This window comes from Sporosarcina contaminans (assembly GCF_042679045.1).
Taxonomy (GTDB): Bacteria; Bacillota; Bacilli; order Bacillales_A; family Planococcaceae; genus Sporosarcina; species Sporosarcina contaminans.
This window is the reverse complement of the sequence record NZ_JBHTLT010000123.1, coordinates 1-24,553: the sequence shown is the minus strand read 5'-3', so window position 1 is coordinate 24,553 and position 24,553 is coordinate 1. Positions and strand designations below refer to the sequence as shown.

The following is a 24,553-nucleotide window of genomic DNA, read 5'->3' as shown; positions in this document are numbered from 1 at the left end:
AAAAATTATGTCATATTTCAGCTCAAATGAAAAGAAGACCGACCTAGAATAGGCAGTCTTCCCATTTCTTTTTTCATTATTGCTGATGAATGATAATTTCTGCAGATAGTAGTGGCTCATGGTCCAATGAAACAATCCAGGTTCCTATGCTTTCTTTATCCTTCCCTCGTGGAACATAAACGACATGAGAAACTCTTTCACGTTCTTCATCTGTTAATAAAAGCTTTAAAGGCTTCTTTAATACTCCTTCAATTCCTGGCAAAATTGTGTAACGACCTTTTTTTGCTACGGTTTGCAGTTTGTATTCCTTAAATTTTTGATCGGCCAACTCCGTATGTGTGTTCCAATCATTGCCGTCATTTAATGTGACGATAATTAGTTTTTTTCCATCTTTCTCAAAAAAAGTGGCTAACGTCCTGCCGGCTATTTTTGTAAAACCTGTCTTGCCCGCTACCGCGTACTTGTTTGTATGAATAAGACGATGCTTATTTTTATAGCTTCTAATGCCGTCCTCATTTCTTTGGACAAAATTCTCTGTCGATGCAATTTTTTTAAATTGTTCATTTTGCATTGCATAATATAACATCAAACCAGTTTCATACGCTGTGGAAAGATGCTCATCATCGTGAAGACCCGATGGATTTGTAAATGTTGTATTGTCCAATCCGTATAAATTCGCTTTCTCGTTCATTAAATCGACAAAACCATCGACAGACCCTCCTGCATACTCCGCTAATGCATATGCTGCATCATTCCCTGATCTAAGCATCAACCCATACAATAATGTATCGCTTTCGACTGTAGAACCTTGTTCTAAATAAATTGAAGAACCTTCCGCAGAAGCAGCCTCAGGCGAAATAATTACCTCTCCTTTTGGCGCCCCGCTTTCAATAAACGTGAATGCTGTCCACATCTTCGTCAAACTGGCAATCGGCAATCTTACATTTTCATTGTATCCGTCCAAAAGCCTTCCTGTGTCGCCATCAAGCACTGCCCAAGCATGTCCGCCTGCAGCTTCCTTCGGGGAAGCGGCAAACAGGATTGATAGAAAAAGGACTATAGCCACTGCACGTTTCAAGCATCGTTTCCTCCTTCGTCGTTCATTTCAAATGCTTCTTGGAATTTTGTCATAAACAAATCCGTATCTCCACTTTCAAAATCAATACTTTCATCATTATCCGCAAGTGGAGGTAAGTCGTCTATGGACTTCAAGCCGAAACGATCCAAAAACAAATCCGTCGTACCATACAAAATCGGCCTGCCACTGCCTTCCAACCGCCCTTTCTCCATAATCAGCCCTTTTGCTACTAAAGTTTGAATTGGACCATCAGATTTGACACCGCGTAAGTCATCGATCTCAACTCTAGTGACCGGCTGTTTATAGGCGATGATTGCCAACACTTCTAAAGAGGCTTGCGTCATTGACTTCGGTGCAGGATTTTCAAGCAATCGCAAAATGTCATCCGCATACTCTGCTTTTGTTACTAATCGATAAGCTCCACCATATAGTTTAAGCGTAATTCCTGATTCCATACGATTGTCATATGATTCCAGCATTTTTTTTAACAGTTCTTCTATTTGTTCCTCATCAGTATCAGTTAACACGGATAGATGATTTGCTGTAAGTCCTTCATCCCCAGCTATGAATAAAAAACTTTCAATCATCCCGATTAATCGATGCTCATTCGACATCTAAATTCCCCCTCATTCCGAGCGTCACCGTTAATTTTGAAAAATTGTCTTCTTGCTGTACAATGACGTCAAGACGTTTCATTAGCTCCAAGAGGGACAGAAATGTGATGACGAGATCGGATAGATCTCCCGTCTCAAATAGTGATTCAAAATCACAGGTGCCACCTCGTTGTTCCAATCTCGTTAATATATTTTCCATTTTTTCACTTACAGACAATTCGGATCTCAGGACACTTGCCGTAAGCGGTGCACGCAGCTTTTTACGCTCCAACATTTTCTGAAAGGCAGCAATTAAGTCAAAGACATTCATTTTTTCATCTTGATCTATGTTATGAGGCTCTCCGAAAGCAGACAAGTCCTCCGGCAATTTAGTAAAATGAAATGAACGGTCTTCGGCAGATTCCTTAAGATTTTCAGCGGCTTCTTTGTATTTTTTGTATTCCATAAGCCTGGCGACAAGTTCATCACGGGGATCCTCTTCCATTTCGTAATCCATGCCGTCTTCTAAAGCTTCCCCTTCATGAACAGGAAGGAGCATTTTACTTTTTATTTCCAATAATGTCGCCGCCAAAAGCAAGTACTCGCTTAGCTCGTCCAATTCTAAAACGCGCATAGCGTGCAAATGTTCCATATATTGATATGTCAATTCCGCCATCGGAATATCATAAATATCAATCTCAAGTCGATTGATTAAATGTAGCAAAAGATCGAGAGGCCCTTCAAATGCCTCTAATTTAACTTGGTATGTCATATTCTTCCCCCATTATGTATAAAACCAAATAGTGATAGGAGTGATTCGATGCATCCTTATTACCATCCGTTATTCTTAAAGTTTATTGTTTATTTCAATAGGAATCAAGACTACTTCGAATGTCATGAAGTGTTGGAAGACTACTGGAAAACGTTTGATCATTTTAATAAAAACCATCCGTTAACCGCGTTTATTCTTCTATCAACGGGACTCTATCATTGGCGCAGAGGCAATATGAATGGTGCAACCCGTACGCTTGTGAAAGCTCAAAGCCGTTTTCTTTTATTTCATGATAATGAAATATACAAAGAAAAAATAGACTTCCAACGTTTATATGATGATACGAAAGCTGCTATACTAGCGGTGAAAAACAATGACTCTTTTTTTCCCGTTAAACTTTACATTTCCTCAGAGCAATTGCAAAAACTTGTCGATTCACTAACTGCTACTATGGAACTGTTACCCATCGGGAGCGATGCTGTCATTCATAAGCATATGCTTAGGGACAGGTCAGATATTCTTCAATTAAGAGAAGAAAAGAAAAGGGGCAGATCAAATTATTGATCTGCTCCCTCTTCTTTTTCACGGCATTTTTTCATGAAAGACTCCGTATCCCTTGTACTTTTACATTCCAAGTGAGGATATAGCTCAGATAGCTTCGCGATCATTTCACTGCCAATACCTTCCCCCCTAAAGGATGGATTAACAGAGAGATGCATAACAACATAAGCGTCTTCTTCTAACTTGATCCCCACTATGCCAATAAAATCCTCGTCTTGTTTAAGAAGAAATAACTGATAATTCTCTTCGGTTTCGTATTGCGTGATCGTTTCTTGCAATTTTTTTACTGACTTCTCACCAGGCATATATGATAATAAGCCCATGGCGATTTTTTCGTATGCCTTCTTATAACGTAAAAGCATCAATAGAATCCCTTCTTTTCAAAAATCCCTCAATACGTTTCTCACAAAGACGGTGCAATGTTAAAGAACGATACATCCCTCAATGTGAGAGACATATTTATTTAGTACATCGTACATCATAAGCTTTTCTTTTTCAATGAGCGGGAAAGTTCATTTATTTGGCCCTACATGTGGGGCAATAAAGTACCAATAAACAGCTCCCCAAATGATTGCAGCTATGATGATTAGGACAAAAAGGGTAATATTGCGTCTTCTCATTTCGATTGTTCACGTCCTATCTTTTGCAACGGGATATCCAGCCTTATTATATCTTCATAGGTCTCCCGACGGACAACTAATTGGTGTTGCCCATCTTCACAAAAGACAATTGCCGGTTTCGGCAAACGGTTATAGTTACTGGCCATTGAATACGTGTATGCCCCTGTACAGAAAATGGCAAGCAAATCCCCTTCTACAGGCTGTGCTATAAACGCTTCTTCAATCAACTTATCTCCTGATTCACAACATTTTCCTGCAATTGTTACTTTGTCCGAATGGGGATCCAACATCCTGTTTGCGCTAGCAGCAGAGTATTTTGCCCCATATAGCGCAGGTCTAATATTATCGGACATTCCACCGTCCACAGAGACATACGTCCTAATGTTCGGCACTTCTTTCGTGCTACCAATTGTATAAATTGTTGTGCCTGCATCCCCGACAAGCGATCTTCCGGGTTCAATCCAAATCTCGGGCAAAGGATAGTTATATGTCCGTGCCATTGATAGGACAGTCGATTCCATCTCTTCAACGTATTTGGACGGATGCAACGGCTCGTCTTCTGCTGTATAGCGAATGCCGAATCCACCGCCTAAATTTAGAACTGAACAAGTAAATTTGAACTTCTGCCGCCACTCTACCATTTTTGTCATCAACGCTTCTGCTGCTAAACGAAACGCCTCTGTTTCAAAGATTTGAGATCCAATATGGCAATGCATTCCCAATAGTTGGATGTATGGATGATTATGCAATTTTAAAAACGCATCATCCGTTTGCCCATTTTTCAAATCAAATCCAAACTTTGAATCTTCCTGTCCAGTCGTAATGTAGTCATGTGTAGACGCATGTACGCCCGGAGTAACTCGCAGCAAAACATTCATTTTCTCTTTCCGTGCTTCAGAAATTTCCTTGATCATCTCTATCTCGTGGAAGTTATCAAGGACAATGCAGCCAATTTTTTCGTCAAACGCATATTGTAATTCTGTATAGCTTTTATTGTTTCCATGAAAATGGATCTTTTCCCGCGGGAAGTTTGCAGCAACGGCAGTATGGAGCTCCCCGCCTGAAACAACATCAAGCGAGAGGCCCAGTTGTGCCGCAACTTCATAAATTGCAATGGAAGAGAACGCTTTACTAGCATAGGCAACTTGTGCTTGAATGCCGGCTTTTTTGAAAGTTTCTTGAAATGCTGCAGCTCTTTCTTTGAAAAGCGCAATATCATAAACTAATAAAGGTGTGCCATAAATATGTGCCAAATCAACTGTATCTACACCGCCGATTGTTAAATGGCCTTTTTCATTTACCGTTTGGGTTCCGTATAAGTACATAGTGAATTCCTCCATGTCGTATAGATAAGACTTTATCATAATACAGTGGAAGGAATCAATCTCCTACGACAATCGGTTCCGTTTTGGGGCATCTGTTATGAAAGGCCTCGGAGCATCAATCGTCATTGGATACCTAATCAGCACACGCTGCATTGCCTGTGGGAAAAATGGCAAAACTGGCCATAAATAGGGCACGCCCATCGGCTTCAATGAATACAAATAATAGAACAATAAGACGGTAGCAAGGAAAAATCCATGCGCACCGAATATCCCCGTCATAATTAAGATAAACAGCCTAAAAATCTTTGTTGTTATGCTTAATTCAAATGATGGAATTGCAAATGTAAAAATTGCACTTACTGCGACATATAAAATGACTTCCGCTGTAAACAGTCCGACATCGATTGCGACTTGGCCAATGACTATTGCGGCTACCAATCCCATCGCGGTCGACATTGGAGTCGGAGTATGAATCGCGGCCATCCTCAATACTTCGATTCCGACATCTGCAATAAACAATTGCACAAATAAAGGCACTTCTCCAGGATCATTCGGTCCGATATAGCTTAGAGACACGGGCAAATATTGCTGACGTGTCGCCAATAGGTACCAAAATGGCAGAAGAAATAAACTTAGTAAAAAACCTGTAAGGCGCAGCCATCGAACGAACGTGCCTATAAATGGTGCTTGCCGGTATTCTTCTGCATGTTGTAGATGGTGAAATATTGTCGTAGGCACTAAAATTACGGATGGTGATGTATCAACAATTAAAGCAATATGGCCTTCCAATAAATGCGCTGCACAAATGTCCGGCCGTTCCGTAAAGCGTACGAATGGCATTGGATGAAATCTTTGTTTAAATAGAAATTCTTCAAGTGACTTATCTGTCATTGTTAAACCGTCATGCTTAATTTCGTCTAATCGTTCACGGATGTAGGATAAATGCTCCTCACTGGCAGCACCTTTCATGAACGTTATTGCAACATCCGTTTTACCGTTTACAGACGTATGGTGCATTTCAAACCGCAGTTTTTCTGTTTTCAACCTTCTTCTAACTAATGCGGTATTCGTTATAATATTTTCCGTAAAGCCATCTCGTGAACCGCGGATGACTTTTTCTGTATCGGGTTCTTCCGGCTGCCTTCCGGGATAATTTCTTAAATCTGCAATGAAAGCATGTCCATCGGGTAATATGAAAGCGACCAAACCACTTAAAACATTTGTCAATATACTTTCCCTATTCTCCGCTTCATCTAAAGCATAATAAGGAAAGTACGTTAAAAACCAATCGGGGTCTTGACGATTTTCTTCCTCTTCATCAAACTTCTCTTGCATTTCTGTTAACAACGTAGTCAGCACTGCACCGTCAATCAATCCATTAATATAGAAAATAAGAACCGGCATACCCCAAAGATGCACACTTTTTGCTGTTGCATCGAAAGTTTCATTAACGCCAAACTGATCGCGGAACCAATTTTCTGCATCTTTCGTAGATGTAAAAAGGTTTGACATTTATTAATCCATCCTCACTTTGTCACTTTCCTCTGGCTGCGCACTCATCCAAGCCTTTAATTGAGCTAAGATCTTTTTCTCCAATCGCGAAACTTGCACTTGTGATATCCCAATTCTTTCTGCTATGTCACTTTGCGTGTAATCAAGATAATACCTCATGTAAATAATCGTTTGATCACGTTTATTCAATTTCGAAACTACATCTCGCAACGGGATATGGTCGAAAAATCTTTCTGACCGATCATCCTTAAGCTGATCCATTAGTGTTAAACTATCCCCTTCATTTTCGTAAAGCTGTTCATGGAGAGAAGCCGGGTCCCTTAAGGCATCCGATGCTAAAATAATTTCATCAACAGTCACATTTAGCGCATCCGCAATTTCAGATACGGAAGGAGATCTTCCTTGATTCTTAATATAATCATCCGTTACATGTCGAATTTTAAAACTAAGCTCTCGTATTGAACGACTCACTTTTACCATGCCGTCATCTCGTAAAAACCGTTGAATCTCACCTACAATCATCGGCACAGCATATGTGGAAAACTTCACATCGTATGACAAATCAAATTTGTCAATGGATTTCATAAGACCGATGCACCCTATTTGGAATAGATCTTCCAAATCAGCTCCTCTTGAGGCAAATCTCTGCACGATTGACCAGACGAGCCTTGTATTCCCTTCAACCATCATCCGCCTGGCATCCTTATCGCCTTCTTGAGATTGTTGAATGAGCACCCTCATTTTCTCCTGTGACAATAGAATATCTTGCTTTTCAACGGATGTATCCATCGGTCACCTCATTCTGCTGACTTCCGAGACTGGGGAAAACGTCTTCTCGAATCGCACAATAGTTCCATTTCCAATCGATGATTCTACTGATAGATGATCTGAAAAGCTTTCCATAATCGTAAAGCCCATGCCAGAACGTTCCATTAAAGGCTTTGTGGTAAACATTGGCTCCATTGCTTGTTCTACATCAAAAATTCCGTTGCCTTCATCTTGGACCGTCATAGAGATTTTATGATCGTCAATTACAGCATGAATTTTCACCATGCTGACTCCATCACAGTCATAACCATGAATAATAGCGTTTGTTACTGCTTCTGAAACGATCGTCTTAAATTCGGAAATCTCCTCCAATGTAGGATCCAAAGGTGTGATGAAGCATGTCATCGCCATTCTTGCCAGCGCCTCATTCTCTTCGATTGCTACGAATGATAATGTCATTTCATTTTTCATGAAGTACCCCTCCAATTTCACCTATTGCAGATTCAACCGAACCGTGCCTAATATTAGAATCCAAGCCGGAAAATTGAAAGATTTTCTCCATTGTCGGTGACGGGTTTAAAATGATCGTCTCACCATTGTATGGAGCCAAATCCCTCATCCTTCCTAAAATGAGTCCAACACCTGCACTATCCATAAATCCTAATCTTCCTAAGTCCCATATAACTGCATTTACTTGACCGCTAAAAATAGACGAAGATATCATCGTCCTTATTCTATTGGCTTCATGATTATCCAACTCCCCCGCCAAAGTAATTACTATAATGCCATCGATTTGTTTAATATCAGCCATGCTGAATCCCTCCTCTTAGCGGACTATTCAACATACAGAAAGCAAACTCCTTCCTCGCGACATAAGTAGTCAAACATTTCAAAACAACCCTTTTTTTCGACAATGATTTCCACCTTAAAAGCCTATCCATTTTAAGGATTGTTTACACCTCTTTGGTATAAATAAAAAACCGATCCAACATCCGAAAGATGTCTGGATCGGTTAATTATGAATGAAACTTATTCTGTAATCATTTCATGGATTAAAGAAGGTTTTTCCACTTTTTCTGGAGAGATATGAATATGCTTCATAATCAACTCCTTGGATTTATCAACGTTTTCTGTATTCGAGTGAATGACGGCCAACGGTTCACCTTTCATTACACGATCTCCAATTTTCTTTTTCAGCATGATGCCTACAGCCAAGTCGATTTTATCTTCTTTTGTCGCTCTTCCCGCACCTAATAGCATAGCAGCAATCCCAATTTCATCTGCTTCCATTTGCGTAATATAACCATCTTCTTGAGCTTGAACTTCTATTTGGTATTTAGCTGCAGGAAGCAAAGAAGGATTTTCAATCATTTCACGATTTCCTCCTTGAACCTCGACCATTTCACCAAATAGACGAAGCGCTGAACCGTCTTGAATGACTTGCTGCAATTGAGCGCGAGCTTCTTCGAGCGTTTCAGCCTTGCCTCCTGCAACGATCATTTTGCTACCTAACACAAGGCAAAGTTCCGTTAAATCTTCCGGCCCTTCTCCTTTCAACGTTTCAATCGCTTCTTTTACTTCAAGCGCATTGCCAATCGCAAAACCTAACGGCTGGCTCATGTCAGAAATGACTGCCATCGTATTTCTGCCAACTTCTTGACCGATTGCTACCATCGATTTCGCAAGTGCCTCTGCATCTTTTATTGATTTCATAAATGCACCATCGCCTGTTTTTACGTCTAGCACGATCGCATCTGCACCAGCGGCAATCTTCTTGCTCATAATCGAGCTTGCAATTAGCGGGATGCTATCAACCGTTGAAGTGACATCACGAAGCGCATACAATTTTTTATCAGCAGGTGTTAAGTTACCACTTTGGCCGATGACCGCCAATTTCAAATCATTCACTTGACGTACAAATTGCTCTTGCGTCAGTTCAATATGGAACCCTTCAATCGCTTCAAGTTTATCCAATGTACCGCCAGTATGGCCCAACCCTCTGCCGCTCATTTTAGCTACAGGGACACCGCATGCAGCAACTAATGGAGCTAAAATTAACGTAGTCGTGTCGCCCACGCCACCAGTTGAGTGTTTATCGACTTTAATGCCTTCAATCGGAGATAAATCAATTTGATCTCCAGATTCAACCATCGCCATCGTCAAAAATCCTTGTTCTTCCGCTGTCATACCTTCAAAGTAAATCGCCATGAGCAAAGCGCTTACTTGATAATCAGGAATTGAGCCATTCGTATATTGTTCAATGAAGAAAGAGATTTCCTCTTTTGAAAGTATTTCTCCATCTCTTTTTTTCTCTATAATATCTACCATTCTGAACAAAACAAATCACACCTTTTTCGTAAAATTCGAATCCATTGCGCTTCGCATAATTGCGGTCTGAACTCCTTAAAAATCCGTAACACCCGCTACATAGAGAAGATTTTATTCGCTGATTAAAGATAAAAAGCTTTTTCCGAATTCGGGCATCCTCACATTGAAGTTTTCAGCGATTGTTGCACCAATATCGGAAAACGTTTCACGAAGAGGTAATGCTCCACCACTTGTAAATGAAGGAGAATAAACAAGTAACGGGACAAATTCACGAGTATGATCTGTTCCGCTATGAACCGGATCGTTGCCATGATCAGCCGTTATAATTAGCAAATCATCTTTTTTAAGCGCACCTATGATTTCAGGCAATCGCGCGTCAAAATCTTGCAATGCATTGCCATAGCCAATTGGATCTCGACGGTGACCATATAAAGCGTCAAAATCGACTAAATTTGTAAAGCTCATTCCTTCAAAATCACTTTTCATGACATCGATCAACTTATCGACCCCATCCATATTGCTTGATGTCCTTACAGCTTCTGTTACGCCTTCTCCATTAAAAATGTCGGAAATTTTACCGACTGCAATAACAGCATAACCTGCGTCTTTCATTTCATTCATAACCGTTCTTCCAAACGGTTTCAATGCATAATCATGCCTGTTTGTTGTGCGGATGAAATTTCCTGGTTCGCCAACAAAAGGACGAGCAATGACACGACCTACTAAAAATTCTGGCTTCAAAGTAATCTCACGTGCGATCTCACAAATTCGATATTGCTCTTCAATCGGAATGATGCCTTCGTGCGCAGCAATTTGCAAGACTGGATCGGCAGATGTATAAACAATGATTGCGCCTGTATCCATATGTTCTTGACCTAATTCTTGGATAATTTCAGTGCCACTTGCAGGTTTATTGCCAATTACTTTACGTCCCGTCCTTTTTTCCAATTCATCGATTAACTCTTTCGGAAAGCCATCCGGATAAACTTTAAATGGTTTATCAATGTTAAGGCCCATTATTTCCCAATGTCCAGTCATCGTATCTTTCCCTACGGATGCTTCCTGCATCTTCCCGTAAAATCCAGCTGGCTGCTGTTCAACCGGTATGCCTTTTAGTTCCTTAATATTCGATAAACCTAAACGCCCCATATTCGGCATTTTCAAACCGTTCATCTCTTCAGCAATATGGCCTAATGTATTGGCCCCTCTGTCTCCGAACTGTTCGGCGTCCGGTGCTTCCCCGATCCCGACAGAGTCTAAAACGATTAGATGAATCCGGTTGAACTTCTTATTTTCCATATCTATCTCCTCCAATATGATTTGGCGATGTCTTTTTAAGCCCGCGGATGAAATTGCATATATACATCTTTCAACCTGTTTTTGCTGACATGGGTGTAAATTTGCGTTGTAGAAATATCAGAGTGACCTAACATTTCCTGTACTGCTCGCAAATCTGCACCGTTTTCAATTAAATGCGTCGCAAAGGAATGCCGTAAAATATGCGGTGTCAGTTCTTGATGTATACCCGCTTTAGAAGCGTATTCTTTAATTATTTTCCAACATCCTTGCCGCGTCAAACGTCCGCCTCTCATATTTAAAAACAACGCGTCCGTCTTCTTCAATTTAGCCAACTCCGGTCTGACCGATGTTATGTAATGTTCGCATGCTTTCATAGCACCGCTTCCTAACGGAATAATACGTTCCTTTCCGCCTTTTCCGAATACGCGGATAAACCCCATCGATAAATGGATATCTTCCACATCCAATCCAATCAATTCGCTGACCCGCATACCAGTACCATAAAGTAGCTCCAATAAAGCGATATCCCGCTGACCTAAAGGTTTGTCACCTTCAGGCATTGAAATTAGTCTATCCACTTCTTGAACAGAAAGCACTCTCGGCAACTTTTGTTCAATCTTAGGCATTTCCAAGTGGACTGTAGGATCTTGTGTTGTCACCTTTTCTCTTAACAAAAATTGGTGAAAAGAGCGGATTGAAGAAATATGCCGCGCAATCGTCCGGTGCGACTTCCCTTGTTCTTTCAGAGCTGACATATGTCGTAGTATTAAAGCTCTGTCGATATCATCCAGAGACTTTACTTCGGCCTTGTCCATAAAGCGTAAATAATCATTTAAATCCCGTTTATACGATCCGATCGTATTCACGGATAGCTGCCGCTCCACTTTCAGGAAATGTACATAATCCTCCAAAGCAAATTTCCCATCCCTCATAGTATCCCCGCCATTCAATCTTCTATTCTATTGAACGAATCATTATCCGTCGGATCCGGTTTTATTATGTAGTGCACCGGAATCTATTTCATGACTTTACAGAAAACCGTTGAACAATGATAAAAGGGACAGCGTCTATGCTATCCCCACTCATTTCTTGTTGTCTTTGTTTACGGATTTGCAATTTTCACAAATTCCATGGAAAGTTAGCCAATGATCTTTCACTTCAAATCCGAAGCGACTTTCCACTATTTTTTCTACATCACCTAAAAGATCATCTTGTATTTCAGCAACTTTACCGCATTCTATACAAATAAGATGATGGTGAAAGCGAGAAGCTCCCTCCTGTCGCAGATCATATCTTGACACCCCATCACCGAAATTGATTTTATCTACAATTTTCAGTTCAGTAAGTAATTCCAATGTCCGATAGACAGTTGCCAAACCTATCTCCGGAGCTTTCTCTTTTACAAGTAGAAACACGTCTTCAGCACTCAAATGGTCCTCTTCATTCTCAAGAAGAACCAAGACCGTCGCTTCGCGCTGAGGCGTCAACTTATAGCTGGCCCCGTGCAACTGCTTTTTTATCCGTTCAATGCGGCTCTCCATATGACGCCCCCCTCAACACTGATACCATTATATCAAATGGTCAATCCGTGTGACAACATAAAGGGAACGATTCACCGTTCGCTTCTATCGAATGAAGAAATGATAGAGTGTCATTTCAACTAATTGGACGATGAAAAACAATCCGACTAACATAGGCAGGACATGAAGTTCCCGGCGATTTCTAGATTGCCTTTTAAAGTAAGGCGGACTGATTATACCGCAAAATGTTAAAAAAAGAAAACAAGACAAAAATTGAAATGGGAACCACCAAACCGAATATGCGACTAACTTCATTTCCTGCGACAATAACATTGCAGAGCTCATACCGAATATGACACATTTAATCGCTCCGATGAATAACACAGTAAACCGTGTTCTTCGGTTGATTGAAAATAAAAATGCTGCAACGAAAAAAATGATCGCAACTAATAAAGGCTTGATTATCGAACCTTCCATATCCATTATTATTCGCTGATCAAAAAGACTTATTAAACTTTTAGAAGCGGACATCGGAATTTCACGAAAAAGAAGGGCCCCCCCGATATAGCAAATGGATAGAATGACAAATAAGTGGATAAATGATAAGGAACGGAACATAGGCTTCACCCCCGCATCGTTTCTATAACCTATGCTTGTCCGCTCCCAAATACATCAATTTTTTAAAAGTTTTTTAGCATAAAGGATGGCGAAAGCTGTTTTCGCATCAAAAATCCTTCCATCAGCCATCATTTCGTCCGCTTCTGCCATTGTACATTCCATGAGGTGAATAAATTCATCCTCATCGCCTTTTGCTGGATGTTCTATTTTAAAAAGGTCCTTCGCTATATAAAGATGGATGATTTCATTTGCAAATCCTGGAGATGTCGCAAAGGATTGCAAATAAGAGAACTGCTTCGCGCGATAGCCAGTCTCTTCTTCCAATTCACGCAACGCTGTTACATCGGGATTTTCACCTTTTTCAATTTTTCCTGCAGGAATTTCAATTAAAGACCTTTTTAGCGCTTTGCGATACTGTTCAACTAATAGTATTTTCTCATCGTCTGTTATGGCAATAATCGCTACAGCCCCCGGATGGTCGACTAATTCTCTTTGCGCCGTCTTCCCATCTGGCAATTCAACATCTTCAACTCTTAGGGAAATAATTTTCCCTTCATAGATGCTCTTTCTTCCAATTGTCTTTTCTTCAAAACGATTCACCGCAATTGCCCCTTTCACTCTATCGGATAAGCACAGCGCTTTCACTTTTTTCATTGCCATTGTAACATGAACAAAATGGGAGGTGCTCCAATTGAAAAAAAGAGAATTAGGGAAAAGCGGTATTTTTGTTTCAGAAATTAGCCTTGGTTGCATGTCGCTTCCTAATGACAAAGAAAAGGCTAAAGCCATTATCGACACTGCATTGGAGGCAGGCATCAATTTTTTCGACACTGCAGATTTATACGATTCTGGTAAAAATGAAATGATCGTTGGCAGCTTATTGAAAGAAAAAAGAGATGACATCATTTTATCTACAAAGGTTGGCAACGAGCGTATTGCAGGAGAGGATGGCTGGCGCTGGAATCCAAAAAAGGCGTATATAATGGAGGCGGTAAAAGAGAGCTTGCGCCGTCTAAAGACGGATTATATCGACCTTTACCAATTGCACGGCGGTACTATGGAAGATGACGCCTCGGAAACGATCGATGCTTTTGAGACTCTGAAAAAAGAAGGTATCATTCGCCAATACGGCATTTCATCCATCCGCCCTAATGTCATCAATCGATTTTTAAAAAAGAGCAATGCAGTTTCTGTCATGATGCAATATAGTTTATTGGATCGGCGGCCTGAGGAATGGTTCTCTATGATTCACGATGAAGGTGCATCCATCATAACGAGAGGGACTTTAGCGAAAGGCCTTCTAACAAATGACGGGCTAGTAAAAGCAGATCAACTGAACGGTTTTGCGGAGTATAGCACTTCTGAAATGAAAGAGACGGTTAAAATGCTATTGGAAGAGACAGCTAATCTTCATGCTACTGCCATTGCATTTAATTTACAAAATGAAGCGATCGCTTCCACAGTTATCGGGGCAAGTACAAAGGAACAACTATTGGATACGATCCTCGCGTATGAAGCAGATGTATCGCAGTCGGACTTAAAAGCACTCGAAAACAAGCTACATCTTCATAAATATCAAGAGCATAGAGTGTAAATGATGTGATTTAAAAGCCTAAAAGCCAAGCGTTCTTCTTCATGAAGTCGAACGCTTGGCTTTTTCATCTTGTAATCTTTTCGCAATGTAATTGTAATGATTACCCTACATCATATCGGGTATGTATTGAGTAGGCAAGAGTATTTAAATTGATTTGGAGGAGAATGAAATGAAAATGATAACAGAGAATAAAAAGTGGTTAAAGATTGGCGCAGCTACGGTTCTGTCTGTAGGTCTACTATCAGCATGCGGAGATGGTGACGATGACACAGATGTAGATGTGAATAATCCCCCGCCGGCTGATGTAGATGATGGTACGGGCGTAGATGACGGTACAGGTGTTGACGACGGCACGGATGTTGATGTCAATCTTGATGATGGAACAGATTCAAATATGGATACAGATACTGACACTGACACAGATGCTGATAATGATACTAAATAATAATGAAAGGCTGCCGGAATAAATTCAGGCAGCCTTTTTATTTACGCTTCTTGTTCGGTTAATGCTATTGTTTGCTTTGTTTCTTGTTCTGGTGCTTGAACAGATGCCTTGCGCTTTCTTGAAGGGATCATATTGAACATGATGTTGAGGAATATAGCCGTCAAACTGCCGGCTACAATGCCGTTGCTTGTTAAAATTTGAATTCCTTCAGGCAAATGCGAGAAAATATCTGGTACTACGGATACGCCAAGCCCTAATCCGATCGAACAAGCTACAATCATTGCATTTTCTTGTGATTGCCCGATTACTTTGCTGAGCATTTTAATCCCTTGTGATACGACCATGCCAAACATCGCAACCATCGCACCGCCTAATACGGATGTCGGAATGACTGTTGCCAATGCAGCAATCTTCGGCATAAGACCTAAAGAAATGAGCATTATTGCAGTAATTGCGATTACTTTACGTGACTTGACACCAGACATTTGCATTAAACCGACATTTTGAGAAAATGTCGTATATGGAAATGCGTTGAAAATGCCCCCGATGACTGAAGCTAAACCTTCTGCACGGTAGCCTTTCTCTAAATCCTTTTTACCAATTTCCTTTTCACAAATATCCCCTAAAGCAAAGTAAACGCCGGATGATTCTACTAATGATACCATCGCAACTAAAGTCATCGTTACGATTGGGAAAAGGTGAAAAGTCGGTGTTCCGAAGTAAAATGGAACAACCATGTGGAACATGGATGCTTCCTTCACTGCACCAAAGTCTACAACTCCAAACAACATCGCAGCGACTGTGCCCGCAATTAAGCCTAAAAGGATAGAAATCGAACGCAAAAATCCATTTGAAAAGCGGTATACTAAAATGATGAAGAGTAAAGTGCCGAATGATAATAAAACATTCGTTACGGAACCGAAGTCAGGCGCGCCTTGGCCCCCTCCCATATTGTTCAAAGCAACAGGAATCAAAGTGATTCCAATTATTGTAACTACAGAACCCGTTACAATAGGCGGGAAAAACTTAATCAGTTTTCCAAAAAACTTGCTTATCATTACAATTATAATGCCTGAAGCGATTACCGCTCCATAAATAGCTGATATGCCATAATTGCCGCCGATTGCAATCATCGGACCGACTGCCGTAAATGTACACCCTAAGACGACCGGCAGACCAATCCCGAAGAAACGGTTCGTCATGATTTGCAAAATCGTCGCAATGCCACACATTAAAATATCAATCGATACTAAATAGGTCAATTGAGTCGAGTTTAATCCGATTGCCTCACCGACGATCAATGGGACTAATATAGCCCCCGCATACATCGCCAATAAATGTTGGAAGCCTAAAACGACGGATTTCATTTTGTAGGCACCTCTTTTTTCAATTTGACTTCTCCGTTTTCAAGAGATTCTATAATCGCCAACGATTCAATGCGGATTCCTTTTTCTCTTAGCAATTCTCCACCTTGCTGGAAGCCCTTCTCAATGACAATTCCGACACCAGCCAACGTAGCACCTGCTTGTTCGATAATATCCATAAGGCCATTCACAGCCTGTCCGTTCGCAAGAAAATCATCGATCATTAGCACCGTATCATCTGCATTAATAAATTTCTTGGAAACCGATATTTCATTCGTTTCATTCTTAGTGAAGGAGTGAACTTTTGCAGTAAGCAAATCATCGACTAATGTTAGAGACTTGCGTTTTCTTGCAAATACGACTGGTACATTCAACTCAAGTCCCGCCATAACTGCTGGAGCAATTCCTGAAGATTCGATCGTCAAGATTTTAGTAATGCCCGCATCCTTGAATCGTTCCGCAAATTCCATGCCAATCGCTTTCATTAATTGCGGATCAATTTGATGATTCAAAAACGAATCCACTTTTAACACTTGATCTGATAAAACTTTACCTTCCGCCAAAATTTTATCTTCCATCTGTTTCATCTTCATTTCCTCCTTAATCGTTCACGATCAGCAGCAATATAAAAAACGGATGACCGTGCATCCATTCATTTCATGAGTGGAGCAAGGTCATCCGGACAGTTCCGAATGAAAAAAGGGGAACATGCGAGGCATGGTCCTTTATTCCGTTGCTTCTCATAGTCGGTTTATTTACGGTAAACCGGTAGAAACTTGCAGGCCATATTCCCGCGATTATATGAGTGGATGTTATTTTTAATAGGTTTTTATTATAACACGCATTCGACATATTTCAACAAGGTTTCTCTCTCTTTTTTACATTTGTTAATTTTTACCTTACTATTATGTTCATAACATTTACATTACTATTGTGACAAGTACATTAATTCGCATTATATAAGTTTATCATACTCGTTTTTCGGCAATAGAAGAACTGTAAGCCAATACAAAAACAGTAAGAAAAGGAGAGGTAAAACATGGCTAAAAATAATAACAACAATAACGACAACAGAGGCAAAATGTCATTAGAAGAAGCAGGACGTAAAGGCGGGGAAGCTACCGCTAAAAACCATGATCGTGACTTCTATGAAGAAATCGGGCGCAAAGGCGGAGAAGCTACTGCAAAAAACCATGACCGTGATTTCTACGAAGAAATCGGGCGCAAAGGTGGAGAAGCTACTGCAAAAAATCATGACCGTGACTTCTATGAAGAAATCGGACGTAAAGGCGGAGAAGCACGCGCACAACAAAATGACAACTATAATAACAATGGCAAAATGAGCAAGTCTGAAGCAGGACGCAAAGGTGGAGAACGCAGCCGCCGCGGACGGGATAGCTAATTAAGCGTACTAAATTATGAGAAGACCATTAAAAAAGGAACAATTGTGCTGAACATACAATTTAGCACAATTGTTCCTTTTCATTTCCATTCATTTATTATGCGTTAAAAACATTCAATTGCCACGAAACACCAAACTGATCCTGTACCCAACCAAATTTTTCACTTCCAGGAATTTCACCTAAGTCCATTAGTACTTGTCCACCTTCTGACAGTCTATGAAACAAACGTTCCAATTCGTCAATTGAATCACATTCAACAAACATTGAAATAGACGGCGTGAATGTAAATGCATGATGGACTGAACTATCAATGCACATAAAGGTTTCTCCATTCAAAATAAAAGTTGCTAGTCTGACAGTCCCATCCTCTGCATAATCAATTTGCTGAATTTCACTGTTTGGAAATAATGACTGGTAAAAATCCATCGCTTGTTTTGCTTTTCCTTCAAACATTAAAAAAGTTGTAATTGACTTTGCCATCTTATTTTCTCTCCTTTATTACAGCTTACCCATCTGCATGCAATTCCAAGACAATCGGGCAATGATCGCTGCCCAAAACATGTGGATGTATGTAGGAAGACTTCAGCTTTGGCAACATACCTTTCGTCGCGATGAAATAATCGATCCGCCAGCCTATATTCCGCTCCCTTACCTTATTCATGTACGACCACCAAGTATAGGCGCCTTCCATATCTGGTTGGAAATGACGGAACGTATCGATGAATCCTTCCTCTAACAATGCAGTCATTTTACCCCTCTCTTCATAAGTAAAACCAGAATTGCCTGCATTTGATTTGTAATTTCGAATATCGATTTCATTATGCGCTACATTTAAATCTCCGCAAAGGATGACTTGCTTCACTTCTGACAGCCGAACTAAATGATCTTTCATCCGGTCTTCCCATTCCAATCGGTAAGGCAAGCGCGCCAAATCTCTTTGAGAATTCGGAGTATACACATTTACCAAATAAAAATCTTCATATTCTAAAGTTAAAATTCGTCCTTCATATTCGGACTCATCATCCCCTACTCCGTATCGTACAGAGAGAGGCTCTTCCTTCGTAAAGACCGCCGTTCCGGAATACCCTTTTTTCTGTGCATAGTTCCAATATTGGTAGTAGCCTTCCAGAGACAAATCAATTTGCCCTTCCTGCAGCTTTGTCTCCTGTACACAAAATATATCTGCATCTTGCTCATAAAAATAGTCCAAAAAGCCTTTCCGGACACATGCCCGTAATCCATTTACATTCCACGATACTAACTTCAATTTTCTATTTCCCCCTATCAGCACTATTGTACAGCAAAGAGGATAGAAATATAAAAGAAGGGACTTAAACGTTATGTATTGATATACTTAATCACTTCAAAAATATAATCTTCAATCGGTTTAGATGTATTAACCTTTAAACAATCATAGCCTGATGGCTTGGCGCAATTTTCAATTGTATTCTTGAAAATTATCTCTGATTTCACCTCTTCTATTTGACTTATTAATCGCTTTCGATTTCTCAGCCTTCGATTAATTGTATGGAAATCATTTACATAACATTCGATATATTTGTATTTCGCATTATACTTATTGGAAAAAGCTGTACCCTTATGAACCATTTCTTCATATAGGCACGGGCTATCAAATATGACACTATTTCCCAATGACAACTGAAAGTCAATGAATGACCAATCGATATTATATGAAATTTTTCCCGCAAGCTTTGGATCTATATTTCCGTCCCCTACACTATGAAGCAACGCAGATTTCGAAATATCATGATCTACGATAATTGCACCGGTCCTTTTTGCAATTTCCTTAGCCAAAGTCGATTTTCCTGAACCAGGAAAGCCCGACATTTGTGCAAAAAACATGTCTCTCACCCTATCTGTCTATTTAGTTACATACTATCATAGCAAAACAACCAATTTTATTTTTCACAAAATAGACTTAGGTCAGTCATCATAAACAAAAAAGCCAGACAAAAAATCAGTATGATTTTGTCCTGGCTTCTGTTTCAATTATAGGTAAACTTTATGATTCCTTGCTATTTGCAAAAGCGATCGCAATTCGCGTTCCGATTTTCGCATTATGTTTTACTAACGCAATGTTTGCGTCCAAGCTTTTGCCTTCTGTCAAGTCCTTCACTTTCCCTAACATGAATGGAGTGACGTCTTTGCCCGAAATGTTTTTCTCTTGTGCTTCCTTAAGCGCTTCTTGAATAATTCCGTTAATGAATGCTTCGTCAAGCGCATCCTTTTCTGGAATCGGATTGGCGATGACTGCCCCTCCTTGCAAACCTAAATCCCATTTTACACGAAGCATGTCCGCAACTGTTTCTGGATCATCCGCACGGAAGTTGATTGGGAATTCACTTCTGCGTGTGTAAAAAGCCGGTAATACGTCTGTTTCATATCCTACGACGGGGACACCTTTCGTTTCAAGATATTCCATCGTCAAACCGATATCCAAAATGGATTTTGCCCCAGCACAGACGACAGCAACATTTGTTTTCGCCAATTCTTCAAGATCAGCAGAAATATCCATCGTTGTTTCTGCACCACGATGTACGCCGCCGATTCCGCCAGTTACGAAGATGCGAATTCCTGCTAAATCAGCACAAATCATCGTTGCTGCAACAGTAGTTGCGCCCAACTGTTTCGTCGCAATTAAGTAACCAAGATCACGGCGAGACGCTTTCGCGACCCCTTGGCTATTACCGAACATTTCAAGCTCTTCGTCAGAAAGACCAATCTTAATTTGACCATCGATTAACGCAATCGTTGCAGGTACAGCTCCATTTTCTCGGATAATTTGCTCTACTTCCCTTGCTGTCTCAACGTTTTTAGGATATGGCATTCCGTGAGAAATGATTGTTGACTCTAAGGCAACAATCGGTCTTCCAGTCGCCATCGCTTCTTGTACTTCTGCTGAATAAGATAGATATTGTTTCATTGTAAAGCCTCCAGTTCTTTTTCAAGTTGTTCTGCTGTCAAATCCTGTCTTACAGTGTCATTCGATTCAAGCGTTTTAGCGGCATTTACTAAGCCAGCCTTTATTGATTGTTGCCAATCCATGTTCAGAAGATATCCATGAAGTACTCCAGATACAAACGCATCGCCAGCACCTGTTACATCTTCAACTGAAACGCCTTCCACAGCCGGGAAGTGAATGACTTCTGAATTTTTAGAAGCTGCCATAGCACCCTTGCTTCCTGCAGTTACAATTACATTTTCAACTCCGCAATCCATTATGGACTTTACTGCATTTCGCCAATCCTCATCAGTCTTTATCGGTTTATTCGTATAAACTTCAGCTTCATCGCGATTGCATATGAACCAAGTGACACCCGTTAGATGATCAGGCAAATGGCTCATTTTCGGTGATGAAACCGGTATGATTACGAACGGGATAGAGTAGCGTTGTGAGAAACTTTTCACATATTCTACTGTCTCTTTTGGACAATTTAAATCAATGATGATTGCAGCTGCATTCATCATTATCCGTTCCTTCTCTTTCATGTATTCAACAGAAAGTTTTTCGTACACATCCATATTGGCCATTGCAACGATCAATTCTCCGTCCGGATTTAAGACAGCAGAGTATGAACCGGTAGAATAGCTATTCATCATATTGACGTCGGAAATACTCATATGCATGGAAGAACTTTGTACAATCGCTTCCCAATCAGCATCATTTCCGGCCACTGTCAGCAAACGAACAGGATGGGAAAGCCGTCCTAAGTTTTCTGCGATATTACGTGCAACCCCGCCGACCGACACTGTTAAATTCGCCGGGTTGGACGTTCCTAATTGTGCTTTTTCTTTCAAATGGTATTTTCGGTCAACATTGGCACCTCCAATGCAAACGACTTCCTTTTCATCTGCAAGAATATATGCCCTACCTGTTATTTTACCTGCTTTCATTAATCCTGAGATCAAATTCGCAAGTGCAGGCCTTGACATTTGAAGTGCATCAGCCATTTCCTGTTGGGTCAAAAAAGGGTTCTTACGAAGAAGTTCAATGACAGCCAACTCTTTTGCATTCAAAATTTATCACCCTTATCATTTACACTCTGGCCTACTTTTCCGACTACTCAACAAAATTGTACGCAAACGGAAACTGTTCGCCGAATGTTTAACGTCATGCAACAATCATTTAGTATTCGTTAAACATTTGTTTTCATTATAAACATATGTTTATATTGTTGCAAGAAAAAAATGAAATAAGCAATTGCTCATTTCATTCGAATGCTTGGGATACATCATATAACGACAAATCAATATCAATTTCTTTTTGCAAAGCGATATTGGATAGTTGTTTTCCTAAAAAAGGGCCGACCGTAAGTCCAGAAGCTCCTAACCCATTTGATATGAACGCATTCGGATAATTAGGGAGTTGCCCGATAACCGGTAGAAAGTTAGGTGTAAATGGGCGAAAGCCTGTTCGAACTTCTTCAAAAACTATATTCGATAAATCGGGACAAACAGTTAGCGCTTTATCCAGTACTTCATGTACACCTCCAGCTGTCGGGGAAGTAAAAAACTCCTTGCCATCTTCGTGTGTAGCTCCAATGACAATTTTTCCGCCTTCAAAAGGTACGATGTATTGATCAGTTGGCGGCATGACAACCGGCCAGTCCTCTGTTTGATCATTTTCTGCAACTAAATGAATGATTTGTGCTTTTTGACCACTTACTTTCATCTTGAGATTTAACGTTTCCAAGAAATCGTTTGCCCAAGCTCCTGCTGCAACGATAAAACGGTCAGCCTTATAGAGACAACCATTTACTTCAACCGCAACAATATTGCATTCTTCCACAATTGGAAGAGCAGAACCATAAACGACATGAGCGCCTACTTTTTTAGCTGCTTCTATTAGAGAATCACGCAGTTTTCTTCCATCAACACGGGCTGCTCCTTCCACAAAAACAGAAGAATATCCATCTTTCACGAATGGGAATTTCCGTTTCGTTTCTTCGAACGATAGCAAATGGAGTTCTCCGATTTCAGGTGCATCCTCTTTACGCATTCTTCCTCGTTCAAGCATTTTTTCTAATTTCTTATGTTCCGTATGCAAACTTATGGCACCAACTTTCCGGTAGCCAATATCCGTTAAACCATCTCGTTGAAGTTCTTCCACTAAAATCGGGTAATAAGCGGCTCCTGCTTTTGCAAGAGAGTACCAAGCTTTGTTTCTCCTTTGAGACAGCCAAGGGCAGATAATACCCGCGGATGCGGCAGTCGCCTGCCCATCATCTTGTCGATCAATGATCGTCACTTCCGCTCCTTTTTTTGCGAGATGATATGCGGTAGATGCGCCTAATATCCCTCCGCCAATTACGATAACTTTAACCATCAAAACACCTTTTTCCATTTTTCTTCTATTGTACAAATGAATTCTATTGGAAACAAACATGAAACCGCTTCCAAAAAAACTTAATAATAAAAGTATTCTATGTCTTTCTTTTTTCTAAAAATGCAGTATAATTGTTTTATTCAACATTAATTGGTCCGGGACCAAAACGAGGAGATTTGATTTGCATGACAAGATTACCCATCGAGATTAAGCTTAGCGACACAAGAAAAGAAAAACCAAATCCAAATTCACTTATTTTTGGAAGAAGCTTTACGGATCATATGTTCATAGCGGATTATGAAGAAGGTAAAGGTTGGCGCCGGCATCGAATTGTTCCTTACGCTCCTTTGCAATTAGATCCGGCATCTATCGTCTTTCATTATGGTCAAACTGTATTTGAGGGCTTAAAAGCGTATCGAACTGAGGATGGTACGATCAAACTGTTCCGCCCACAAGAAAATATGAAAAGGTTGAATCGTTCTTTGGAGCGACTATGCATGCCAAAAATTGATGAGGAAGCTGCTTTGCAAGCTCTGACACAATTAATACTCATTGAAAAGGATTGGATTCCGACATTGCCCGATACTTCGTTATATATCCGTCCGTTTGTCATTGCAAATGAAGCTTTCCTTGGTGTCGCGCCGTCAAAAAAATATCAATTTATCATTATTCTGTCTCCTGTAGGATCCTATTATAAAGAAGGGATCTATCCAGTGAAAATCTTAGTTGAAAATGAATTTGTCCGCGCCGTTAAAGGTGGAACTGGAAATGCTAAGACAGCAGGAAATTATGCCGCAGGTTTAAAAGCACAAGAAGTAGCCGAACAATCAGGTTACTCCCAAGTACTTTGGTTAGATGGAATCGAACGAAAATACGTTGAAGAAGTGGGCAGCATGAATATTTTCTTTAAAATCAATGGTGAAGTAATCACCCCAGCGATCAATGGCAGCATATTAGAAGGGATCACCCGAAAATCCGTCCTCGAGATGCTACGGCATTGGAATATACCGGTCTCGGAGCGAAAAATTTCAATGGATGAAATTCGTAATGCATACGAAAAAGGTCAGCTAGAAGAAGTATTTGGAACTGGAACTGCAGCGGTTATTTCCCCAGTAGGGGAATTGAACTGGGACGGCTATAAGATGATTGTCAATAATGGTGAAACAGGCCAGTTATCTAAAAGGCTATATGAGAATCTTTCTCAAATACAAAAAGGTCAAATGGAAGATCCATTTGGCTGGGTGATGGAATTGAAAAGCGATTTGGCAAGATTAGCTTAATTGACTCTGATTAAAAAAGATCGGGGCTGTCCAGAAAGTCAGTGAAAACTGATTTTCTGTGATAGTCCCTTTCTGGTTGGAGAATAAATGGGGAACCCCTGACAACCGTCGCTTTCCGTTCCAGGC

At 40.4% G+C, this 24,553-nt stretch carries 28 protein-coding genes and 1 riboswitch; of the genes, 5 read left to right on the top strand and 23 right to left on the bottom strand.

Going from position 1 to position 24,553, the window contains the following annotated elements:
* Window positions 1-76: 76 nt before the first annotated feature.
* From ACFQ38_RS15200 to ACFQ38_RS15190, 3 genes are read right to left on the bottom strand one after another with little or no spacing between them, the layout of a single operon-like run.
* Window positions 77-1,078, bottom strand: a complete 1,002-nt coding sequence (locus ACFQ38_RS15200) for a D-alanyl-D-alanine carboxypeptidase family protein (protein WP_336825011.1) — start codon at window positions 1,076-1,078, stop codon at window positions 77-79.
* Window positions 1,075-1,692: an SMC-Scp complex subunit ScpB gene (gene scpB, locus ACFQ38_RS15195; RefSeq protein ID WP_336825010.1), complete on the bottom strand. Its 618-nt coding sequence runs from the start codon at window positions 1,690-1,692 to the stop codon at window positions 1,075-1,077. Before scpB ends, ACFQ38_RS15200 begins: the two co-directional genes overlap by 4 nt.
* Complete coding sequence (locus ACFQ38_RS15190) at window positions 1,682-2,443, bottom strand: segregation/condensation protein A (RefSeq protein ID WP_336825009.1); 762 nt, start codon at window positions 2,441-2,443, stop codon at window positions 1,682-1,684. The genes scpB and ACFQ38_RS15190 overlap by 11 nt, the downstream gene beginning before the upstream one ends.
* A gap of 48 nt (window positions 2,444-2,491) precedes the next feature.
* Between ACFQ38_RS15190 and ACFQ38_RS15185 the strand changes: the two genes are divergently transcribed.
* Window positions 2,492-3,007, top strand: coding sequence for a DUF309 domain-containing protein (locus tag ACFQ38_RS15185; protein WP_336825008.1), 516 nt, complete (start codon window positions 2,492-2,494; stop codon window positions 3,005-3,007).
* Here the strand turns inward: ACFQ38_RS15185 and ACFQ38_RS15180 are convergent.
* The 12 genes from ACFQ38_RS15180 to ACFQ38_RS15125 all read right to left on the bottom strand — a co-directional run bounded on the left by ACFQ38_RS15180 (window position 3,001) and on the right by ACFQ38_RS15125 (window position 13,594).
* Window positions 3,001-3,366 carry a GNAT family N-acetyltransferase gene (locus tag ACFQ38_RS15180; protein ID WP_336825021.1) on the bottom strand — a complete coding sequence of 122 codons (366 nt, stop codon included), beginning with the start codon at window positions 3,364-3,366 and terminating at the stop codon, window positions 3,001-3,003. The genes ACFQ38_RS15185 and ACFQ38_RS15180 overlap by 7 nt on opposite strands.
* A 254-nt stretch (window positions 3,367-3,620) precedes the next feature.
* Window positions 3,621-4,949 (bottom strand): diaminopimelate decarboxylase, encoded by a 1,329-nt coding sequence (gene lysA, locus ACFQ38_RS15175; RefSeq protein WP_381481962.1) that lies wholly within the window; start codon window positions 4,947-4,949, stop codon window positions 3,621-3,623.
* A gap of 63 nt (window positions 4,950-5,012) precedes the next feature.
* Window positions 5,013-6,461 carry a spore germination protein gene (locus tag ACFQ38_RS15170; RefSeq protein WP_336825006.1) on the bottom strand — a complete coding sequence of 483 codons (1,449 nt, stop codon included), beginning with the start codon at window positions 6,459-6,461 and terminating at the stop codon, window positions 5,013-5,015.
* Window positions 6,462-6,464: 3 nt separating this feature from the next.
* Window positions 6,465-7,250, bottom strand: coding sequence for a SigF/SigG family RNA polymerase sporulation sigma factor (locus ACFQ38_RS15165; RefSeq protein WP_336825005.1), 786 nt, complete (start codon window positions 7,248-7,250; stop codon window positions 6,465-6,467).
* A gap of 3 nt (window positions 7,251-7,253) precedes the next feature.
* A complete protein-coding gene (spoIIAB, locus tag ACFQ38_RS15160; protein ID WP_336825004.1) occupies window positions 7,254-7,700 on the bottom strand; it encodes an anti-sigma F factor in 447 nt (148 codons plus the stop codon).
* Window positions 7,690-8,040, bottom strand: a complete 351-nt coding sequence (locus ACFQ38_RS15155) for an STAS domain-containing protein (protein ID WP_336825003.1) — start codon at window positions 8,038-8,040, stop codon at window positions 7,690-7,692. The genes spoIIAB and ACFQ38_RS15155 overlap by 11 nt, the downstream gene beginning before the upstream one ends.
* 218 nt (window positions 8,041-8,258) lie before the next feature.
* Entirely contained in the window at window positions 8,259-9,557 is a 1,299-nt protein-coding gene (locus ACFQ38_RS15150; RefSeq protein WP_336825020.1) for a pyrimidine-nucleoside phosphorylase, read from the bottom strand.
* A 111-nt stretch (window positions 9,558-9,668) separates the two neighbouring features.
* Window positions 9,669-10,856, bottom strand: a complete 1,188-nt coding sequence (deoB, locus tag ACFQ38_RS15145) for a phosphopentomutase (protein WP_336825002.1) — start codon at window positions 10,854-10,856, stop codon at window positions 9,669-9,671.
* A gap of 35 nt (window positions 10,857-10,891) precedes the next feature.
* Window positions 10,892-11,788 carry a site-specific tyrosine recombinase XerD gene (gene xerD, locus ACFQ38_RS15140; RefSeq protein WP_336825001.1) on the bottom strand — a complete coding sequence of 299 codons (897 nt, stop codon included), beginning with the start codon at window positions 11,786-11,788 and terminating at the stop codon, window positions 10,892-10,894.
* Window positions 11,789-11,938: 150 nt separating this feature from the next.
* On the bottom strand, window positions 11,939-12,397 hold the full coding sequence (gene fur, locus ACFQ38_RS15135) for a ferric iron uptake transcriptional regulator (protein WP_336825000.1): 459 nt from the start codon (window positions 12,395-12,397) through the stop codon (window positions 11,939-11,941).
* An 84-nt stretch (window positions 12,398-12,481) separates the two neighbouring features.
* Complete coding sequence (locus ACFQ38_RS15130) at window positions 12,482-12,994, bottom strand: hypothetical protein (RefSeq protein ID WP_381481957.1); 513 nt, start codon at window positions 12,992-12,994, stop codon at window positions 12,482-12,484.
* 54 nt (window positions 12,995-13,048) lie between these two features.
* Window positions 13,049-13,594, bottom strand: a complete 546-nt coding sequence (locus ACFQ38_RS15125; RefSeq protein WP_336824998.1) for an NUDIX hydrolase — start codon at window positions 13,592-13,594, stop codon at window positions 13,049-13,051.
* Window positions 13,595-13,685: 91 nt separating this feature from the next.
* On the opposite strand from ACFQ38_RS15125, the gene ACFQ38_RS15120 reads away from it, so the two are divergent.
* Window positions 13,686-14,588, top strand: a complete 903-nt coding sequence (locus ACFQ38_RS15120; RefSeq protein WP_336824997.1) for an aldo/keto reductase — start codon at window positions 13,686-13,688, stop codon at window positions 14,586-14,588.
* Between the two features lie 169 nt (window positions 14,589-14,757).
* Window positions 14,758-15,033, top strand: coding sequence for a hypothetical protein (locus ACFQ38_RS15115; protein WP_336824996.1), 276 nt, complete (start codon window positions 14,758-14,760; stop codon window positions 15,031-15,033).
* 41 nt (window positions 15,034-15,074) lie between these two features.
* On the opposite strand, the gene ACFQ38_RS15110 is transcribed toward ACFQ38_RS15115, so the two are convergent.
* Window positions 15,075-16,400: a nucleobase:cation symporter-2 family protein gene (locus ACFQ38_RS15110; RefSeq protein ID WP_336822573.1), complete on the bottom strand. Its 1,326-nt coding sequence runs from the start codon at window positions 16,398-16,400 to the stop codon at window positions 15,075-15,077.
* Window positions 16,397-16,984, bottom strand: a complete 588-nt coding sequence (locus ACFQ38_RS15105) for a xanthine phosphoribosyltransferase (protein WP_336822572.1) — start codon at window positions 16,982-16,984, stop codon at window positions 16,397-16,399. The genes ACFQ38_RS15110 and ACFQ38_RS15105 overlap by 4 nt, the downstream gene beginning before the upstream one ends.
* A gap of 136 nt (window positions 16,985-17,120) precedes the next feature.
* A riboswitch (purine riboswitch) is annotated at window positions 17,121-17,222 on the bottom strand.
* Between the two features lie 214 nt (window positions 17,223-17,436).
* Here ACFQ38_RS15105 and ACFQ38_RS15100 point away from each other — a divergent pair.
* A complete protein-coding gene (locus ACFQ38_RS15100; protein WP_336822571.1) occupies window positions 17,437-17,799 on the top strand; it encodes a general stress protein in 363 nt (120 codons plus the stop codon).
* A 97-nt stretch (window positions 17,800-17,896) separates the two neighbouring features.
* On the opposite strand, the gene ACFQ38_RS15095 is transcribed toward ACFQ38_RS15100, so the two are convergent.
* The 6 genes from ACFQ38_RS15095 to ACFQ38_RS15070 all read right to left on the bottom strand — a co-directional run bounded on the left by ACFQ38_RS15095 (window position 17,897) and on the right by ACFQ38_RS15070 (window position 23,147).
* Complete coding sequence (locus ACFQ38_RS15095; RefSeq protein ID WP_336822570.1) at window positions 17,897-18,280, bottom strand: VOC family protein; 384 nt, start codon at window positions 18,278-18,280, stop codon at window positions 17,897-17,899.
* Between the two features lie 25 nt (window positions 18,281-18,305).
* On the bottom strand, window positions 18,306-19,067 hold the full coding sequence (locus ACFQ38_RS15090) for an exodeoxyribonuclease III (RefSeq protein ID WP_336822569.1): 762 nt from the start codon (window positions 19,065-19,067) through the stop codon (window positions 18,306-18,308).
* 71 nt (window positions 19,068-19,138) lie between these two features.
* Window positions 19,139-19,663, bottom strand: a complete 525-nt coding sequence (locus tag ACFQ38_RS15085; RefSeq protein ID WP_336822568.1) for an AAA family ATPase — start codon at window positions 19,661-19,663, stop codon at window positions 19,139-19,141.
* A 160-nt stretch (window positions 19,664-19,823) separates the two neighbouring features.
* A complete protein-coding gene (locus ACFQ38_RS15080; protein ID WP_336822567.1) occupies window positions 19,824-20,744 on the bottom strand; it encodes a pseudouridine-5'-phosphate glycosidase in 921 nt (306 codons plus the stop codon).
* Window positions 20,741-21,838 (bottom strand): PfkB family carbohydrate kinase, encoded by a 1,098-nt coding sequence (locus ACFQ38_RS15075; RefSeq protein WP_336822566.1) that lies wholly within the window; start codon window positions 21,836-21,838, stop codon window positions 20,741-20,743. Before ACFQ38_RS15075 ends, ACFQ38_RS15080 begins: the two co-directional genes overlap by 4 nt.
* A 193-nt stretch (window positions 21,839-22,031) precedes the next feature.
* Window positions 22,032-23,147: an NAD(P)/FAD-dependent oxidoreductase gene (locus ACFQ38_RS15070; protein ID WP_381481983.1), complete on the bottom strand. Its 1,116-nt coding sequence runs from the start codon at window positions 23,145-23,147 to the stop codon at window positions 22,032-22,034.
* A gap of 185 nt (window positions 23,148-23,332) precedes the next feature.
* Between ACFQ38_RS15070 and ACFQ38_RS15065 the strand changes: the two genes are divergently transcribed.
* Window positions 23,333-24,427: a branched-chain amino acid aminotransferase gene (locus ACFQ38_RS15065; RefSeq protein WP_336822565.1), complete on the top strand. Its 1,095-nt coding sequence runs from the start codon at window positions 23,333-23,335 to the stop codon at window positions 24,425-24,427.
* Window positions 24,428-24,553: the final 126 nt, after the last annotated feature.

Bases quoted from the DNA above. Each gene is read 5' to 3' on its own strand.
- ACFQ38_RS15100 (WP_336822571.1), top strand. From the start codon at position 17,437: ATGGCTAAAAATAATAACAACAATAACGACAACAGAGGCAAAATGTCA.
- ACFQ38_RS15180 (WP_336825021.1), bottom strand. From the start codon at position 3,366: ATGCTTTTACGTTATAAGAAGGCATACGAAAAAATCGCCATGGGCTTA.
- xerD (WP_336825001.1), bottom strand. From the start codon at position 11,788: ATGAGGGATGGGAAATTTGCTTTGGAGGATTATGTACATTTCCTGAAA.
- ACFQ38_RS15190 (WP_336825009.1), bottom strand. From the start codon at position 2,443: ATGACATACCAAGTTAAATTAGAGGCATTTGAAGGGCCTCTCGATCTT.
- ACFQ38_RS15110 (WP_336822573.1), bottom strand. From the start codon at position 16,400: ATGAAATCCGTCGTTTTAGGCTTCCAACATTTATTGGCGATGTATGCG.
- ACFQ38_RS15065 (WP_336822565.1), top strand. From the start codon at position 23,333: ATGACAAGATTACCCATCGAGATTAAGCTTAGCGACACAAGAAAAGAA.
- ACFQ38_RS15115 (WP_336824996.1), top strand. From the start codon at position 14,758: ATGAAAATGATAACAGAGAATAAAAAGTGGTTAAAGATTGGCGCAGCT.
- ACFQ38_RS15105 (WP_336822572.1), bottom strand. From the start codon at position 16,984: ATGAAACAGATGGAAGATAAAATTTTGGCGGAAGGTAAAGTTTTATCA.
- deoB (WP_336825002.1), bottom strand. From the start codon at position 10,856: ATGGAAAATAAGAAGTTCAACCGGATTCATCTAATCGTTTTAGACTCT.
- ACFQ38_RS15070 (WP_381481983.1), bottom strand. From the start codon at position 23,147: ATGGTTAAAGTTATCGTAATTGGCGGAGGGATATTAGGCGCATCTACC.
- lysA (WP_381481962.1), bottom strand. From the start codon at position 4,949: ATGTACTTATACGGAACCCAAACGGTAAATGAAAAAGGCCATTTAACA.
- ACFQ38_RS15085 (WP_336822568.1), bottom strand. From the start codon at position 19,663: ATGTTTTTTGCACAAATGTCGGGCTTTCCTGGTTCAGGAAAATCGACT.
- ACFQ38_RS15080 (WP_336822567.1), bottom strand. From the start codon at position 20,744: ATGAAACAATATCTATCTTATTCAGCAGAAGTACAAGAAGCGATGGCG.
- ACFQ38_RS15150 (WP_336825020.1), bottom strand. From the start codon at position 9,557: ATGGTAGATATTATAGAGAAAAAAAGAGATGGAGAAATACTTTCAAAA.
- scpB (WP_336825010.1), bottom strand. From the start codon at position 1,692: ATGTCGAATGAGCATCGATTAATCGGGATGATTGAAAGTTTTTTATTC.
- ACFQ38_RS15095 (WP_336822570.1), bottom strand. From the start codon at position 18,280: ATGGCAAAGTCAATTACAACTTTTTTAATGTTTGAAGGAAAAGCAAAA.
- ACFQ38_RS15185 (WP_336825008.1), top strand. From the start codon at position 2,492: ATGCATCCTTATTACCATCCGTTATTCTTAAAGTTTATTGTTTATTTC.
- ACFQ38_RS15130 (WP_381481957.1), bottom strand. From the start codon at position 12,994: ATGTTCCGTTCCTTATCATTTATCCACTTATTTGTCATTCTATCCATT.
- ACFQ38_RS15170 (WP_336825006.1), bottom strand. From the start codon at position 6,461: ATGTCAAACCTTTTTACATCTACGAAAGATGCAGAAAATTGGTTCCGC.
- spoIIAB (WP_336825004.1), bottom strand. From the start codon at position 7,700: ATGAAAAATGAAATGACATTATCATTCGTAGCAATCGAAGAGAATGAG.
- ACFQ38_RS15165 (WP_336825005.1), bottom strand. From the start codon at position 7,250: ATGGATACATCCGTTGAAAAGCAAGATATTCTATTGTCACAGGAGAAA.
- ACFQ38_RS15155 (WP_336825003.1), bottom strand. From the start codon at position 8,040: ATGGCTGATATTAAACAAATCGATGGCATTATAGTAATTACTTTGGCG.
- fur (WP_336825000.1), bottom strand. From the start codon at position 12,397: ATGGAGAGCCGCATTGAACGGATAAAAAAGCAGTTGCACGGGGCCAGC.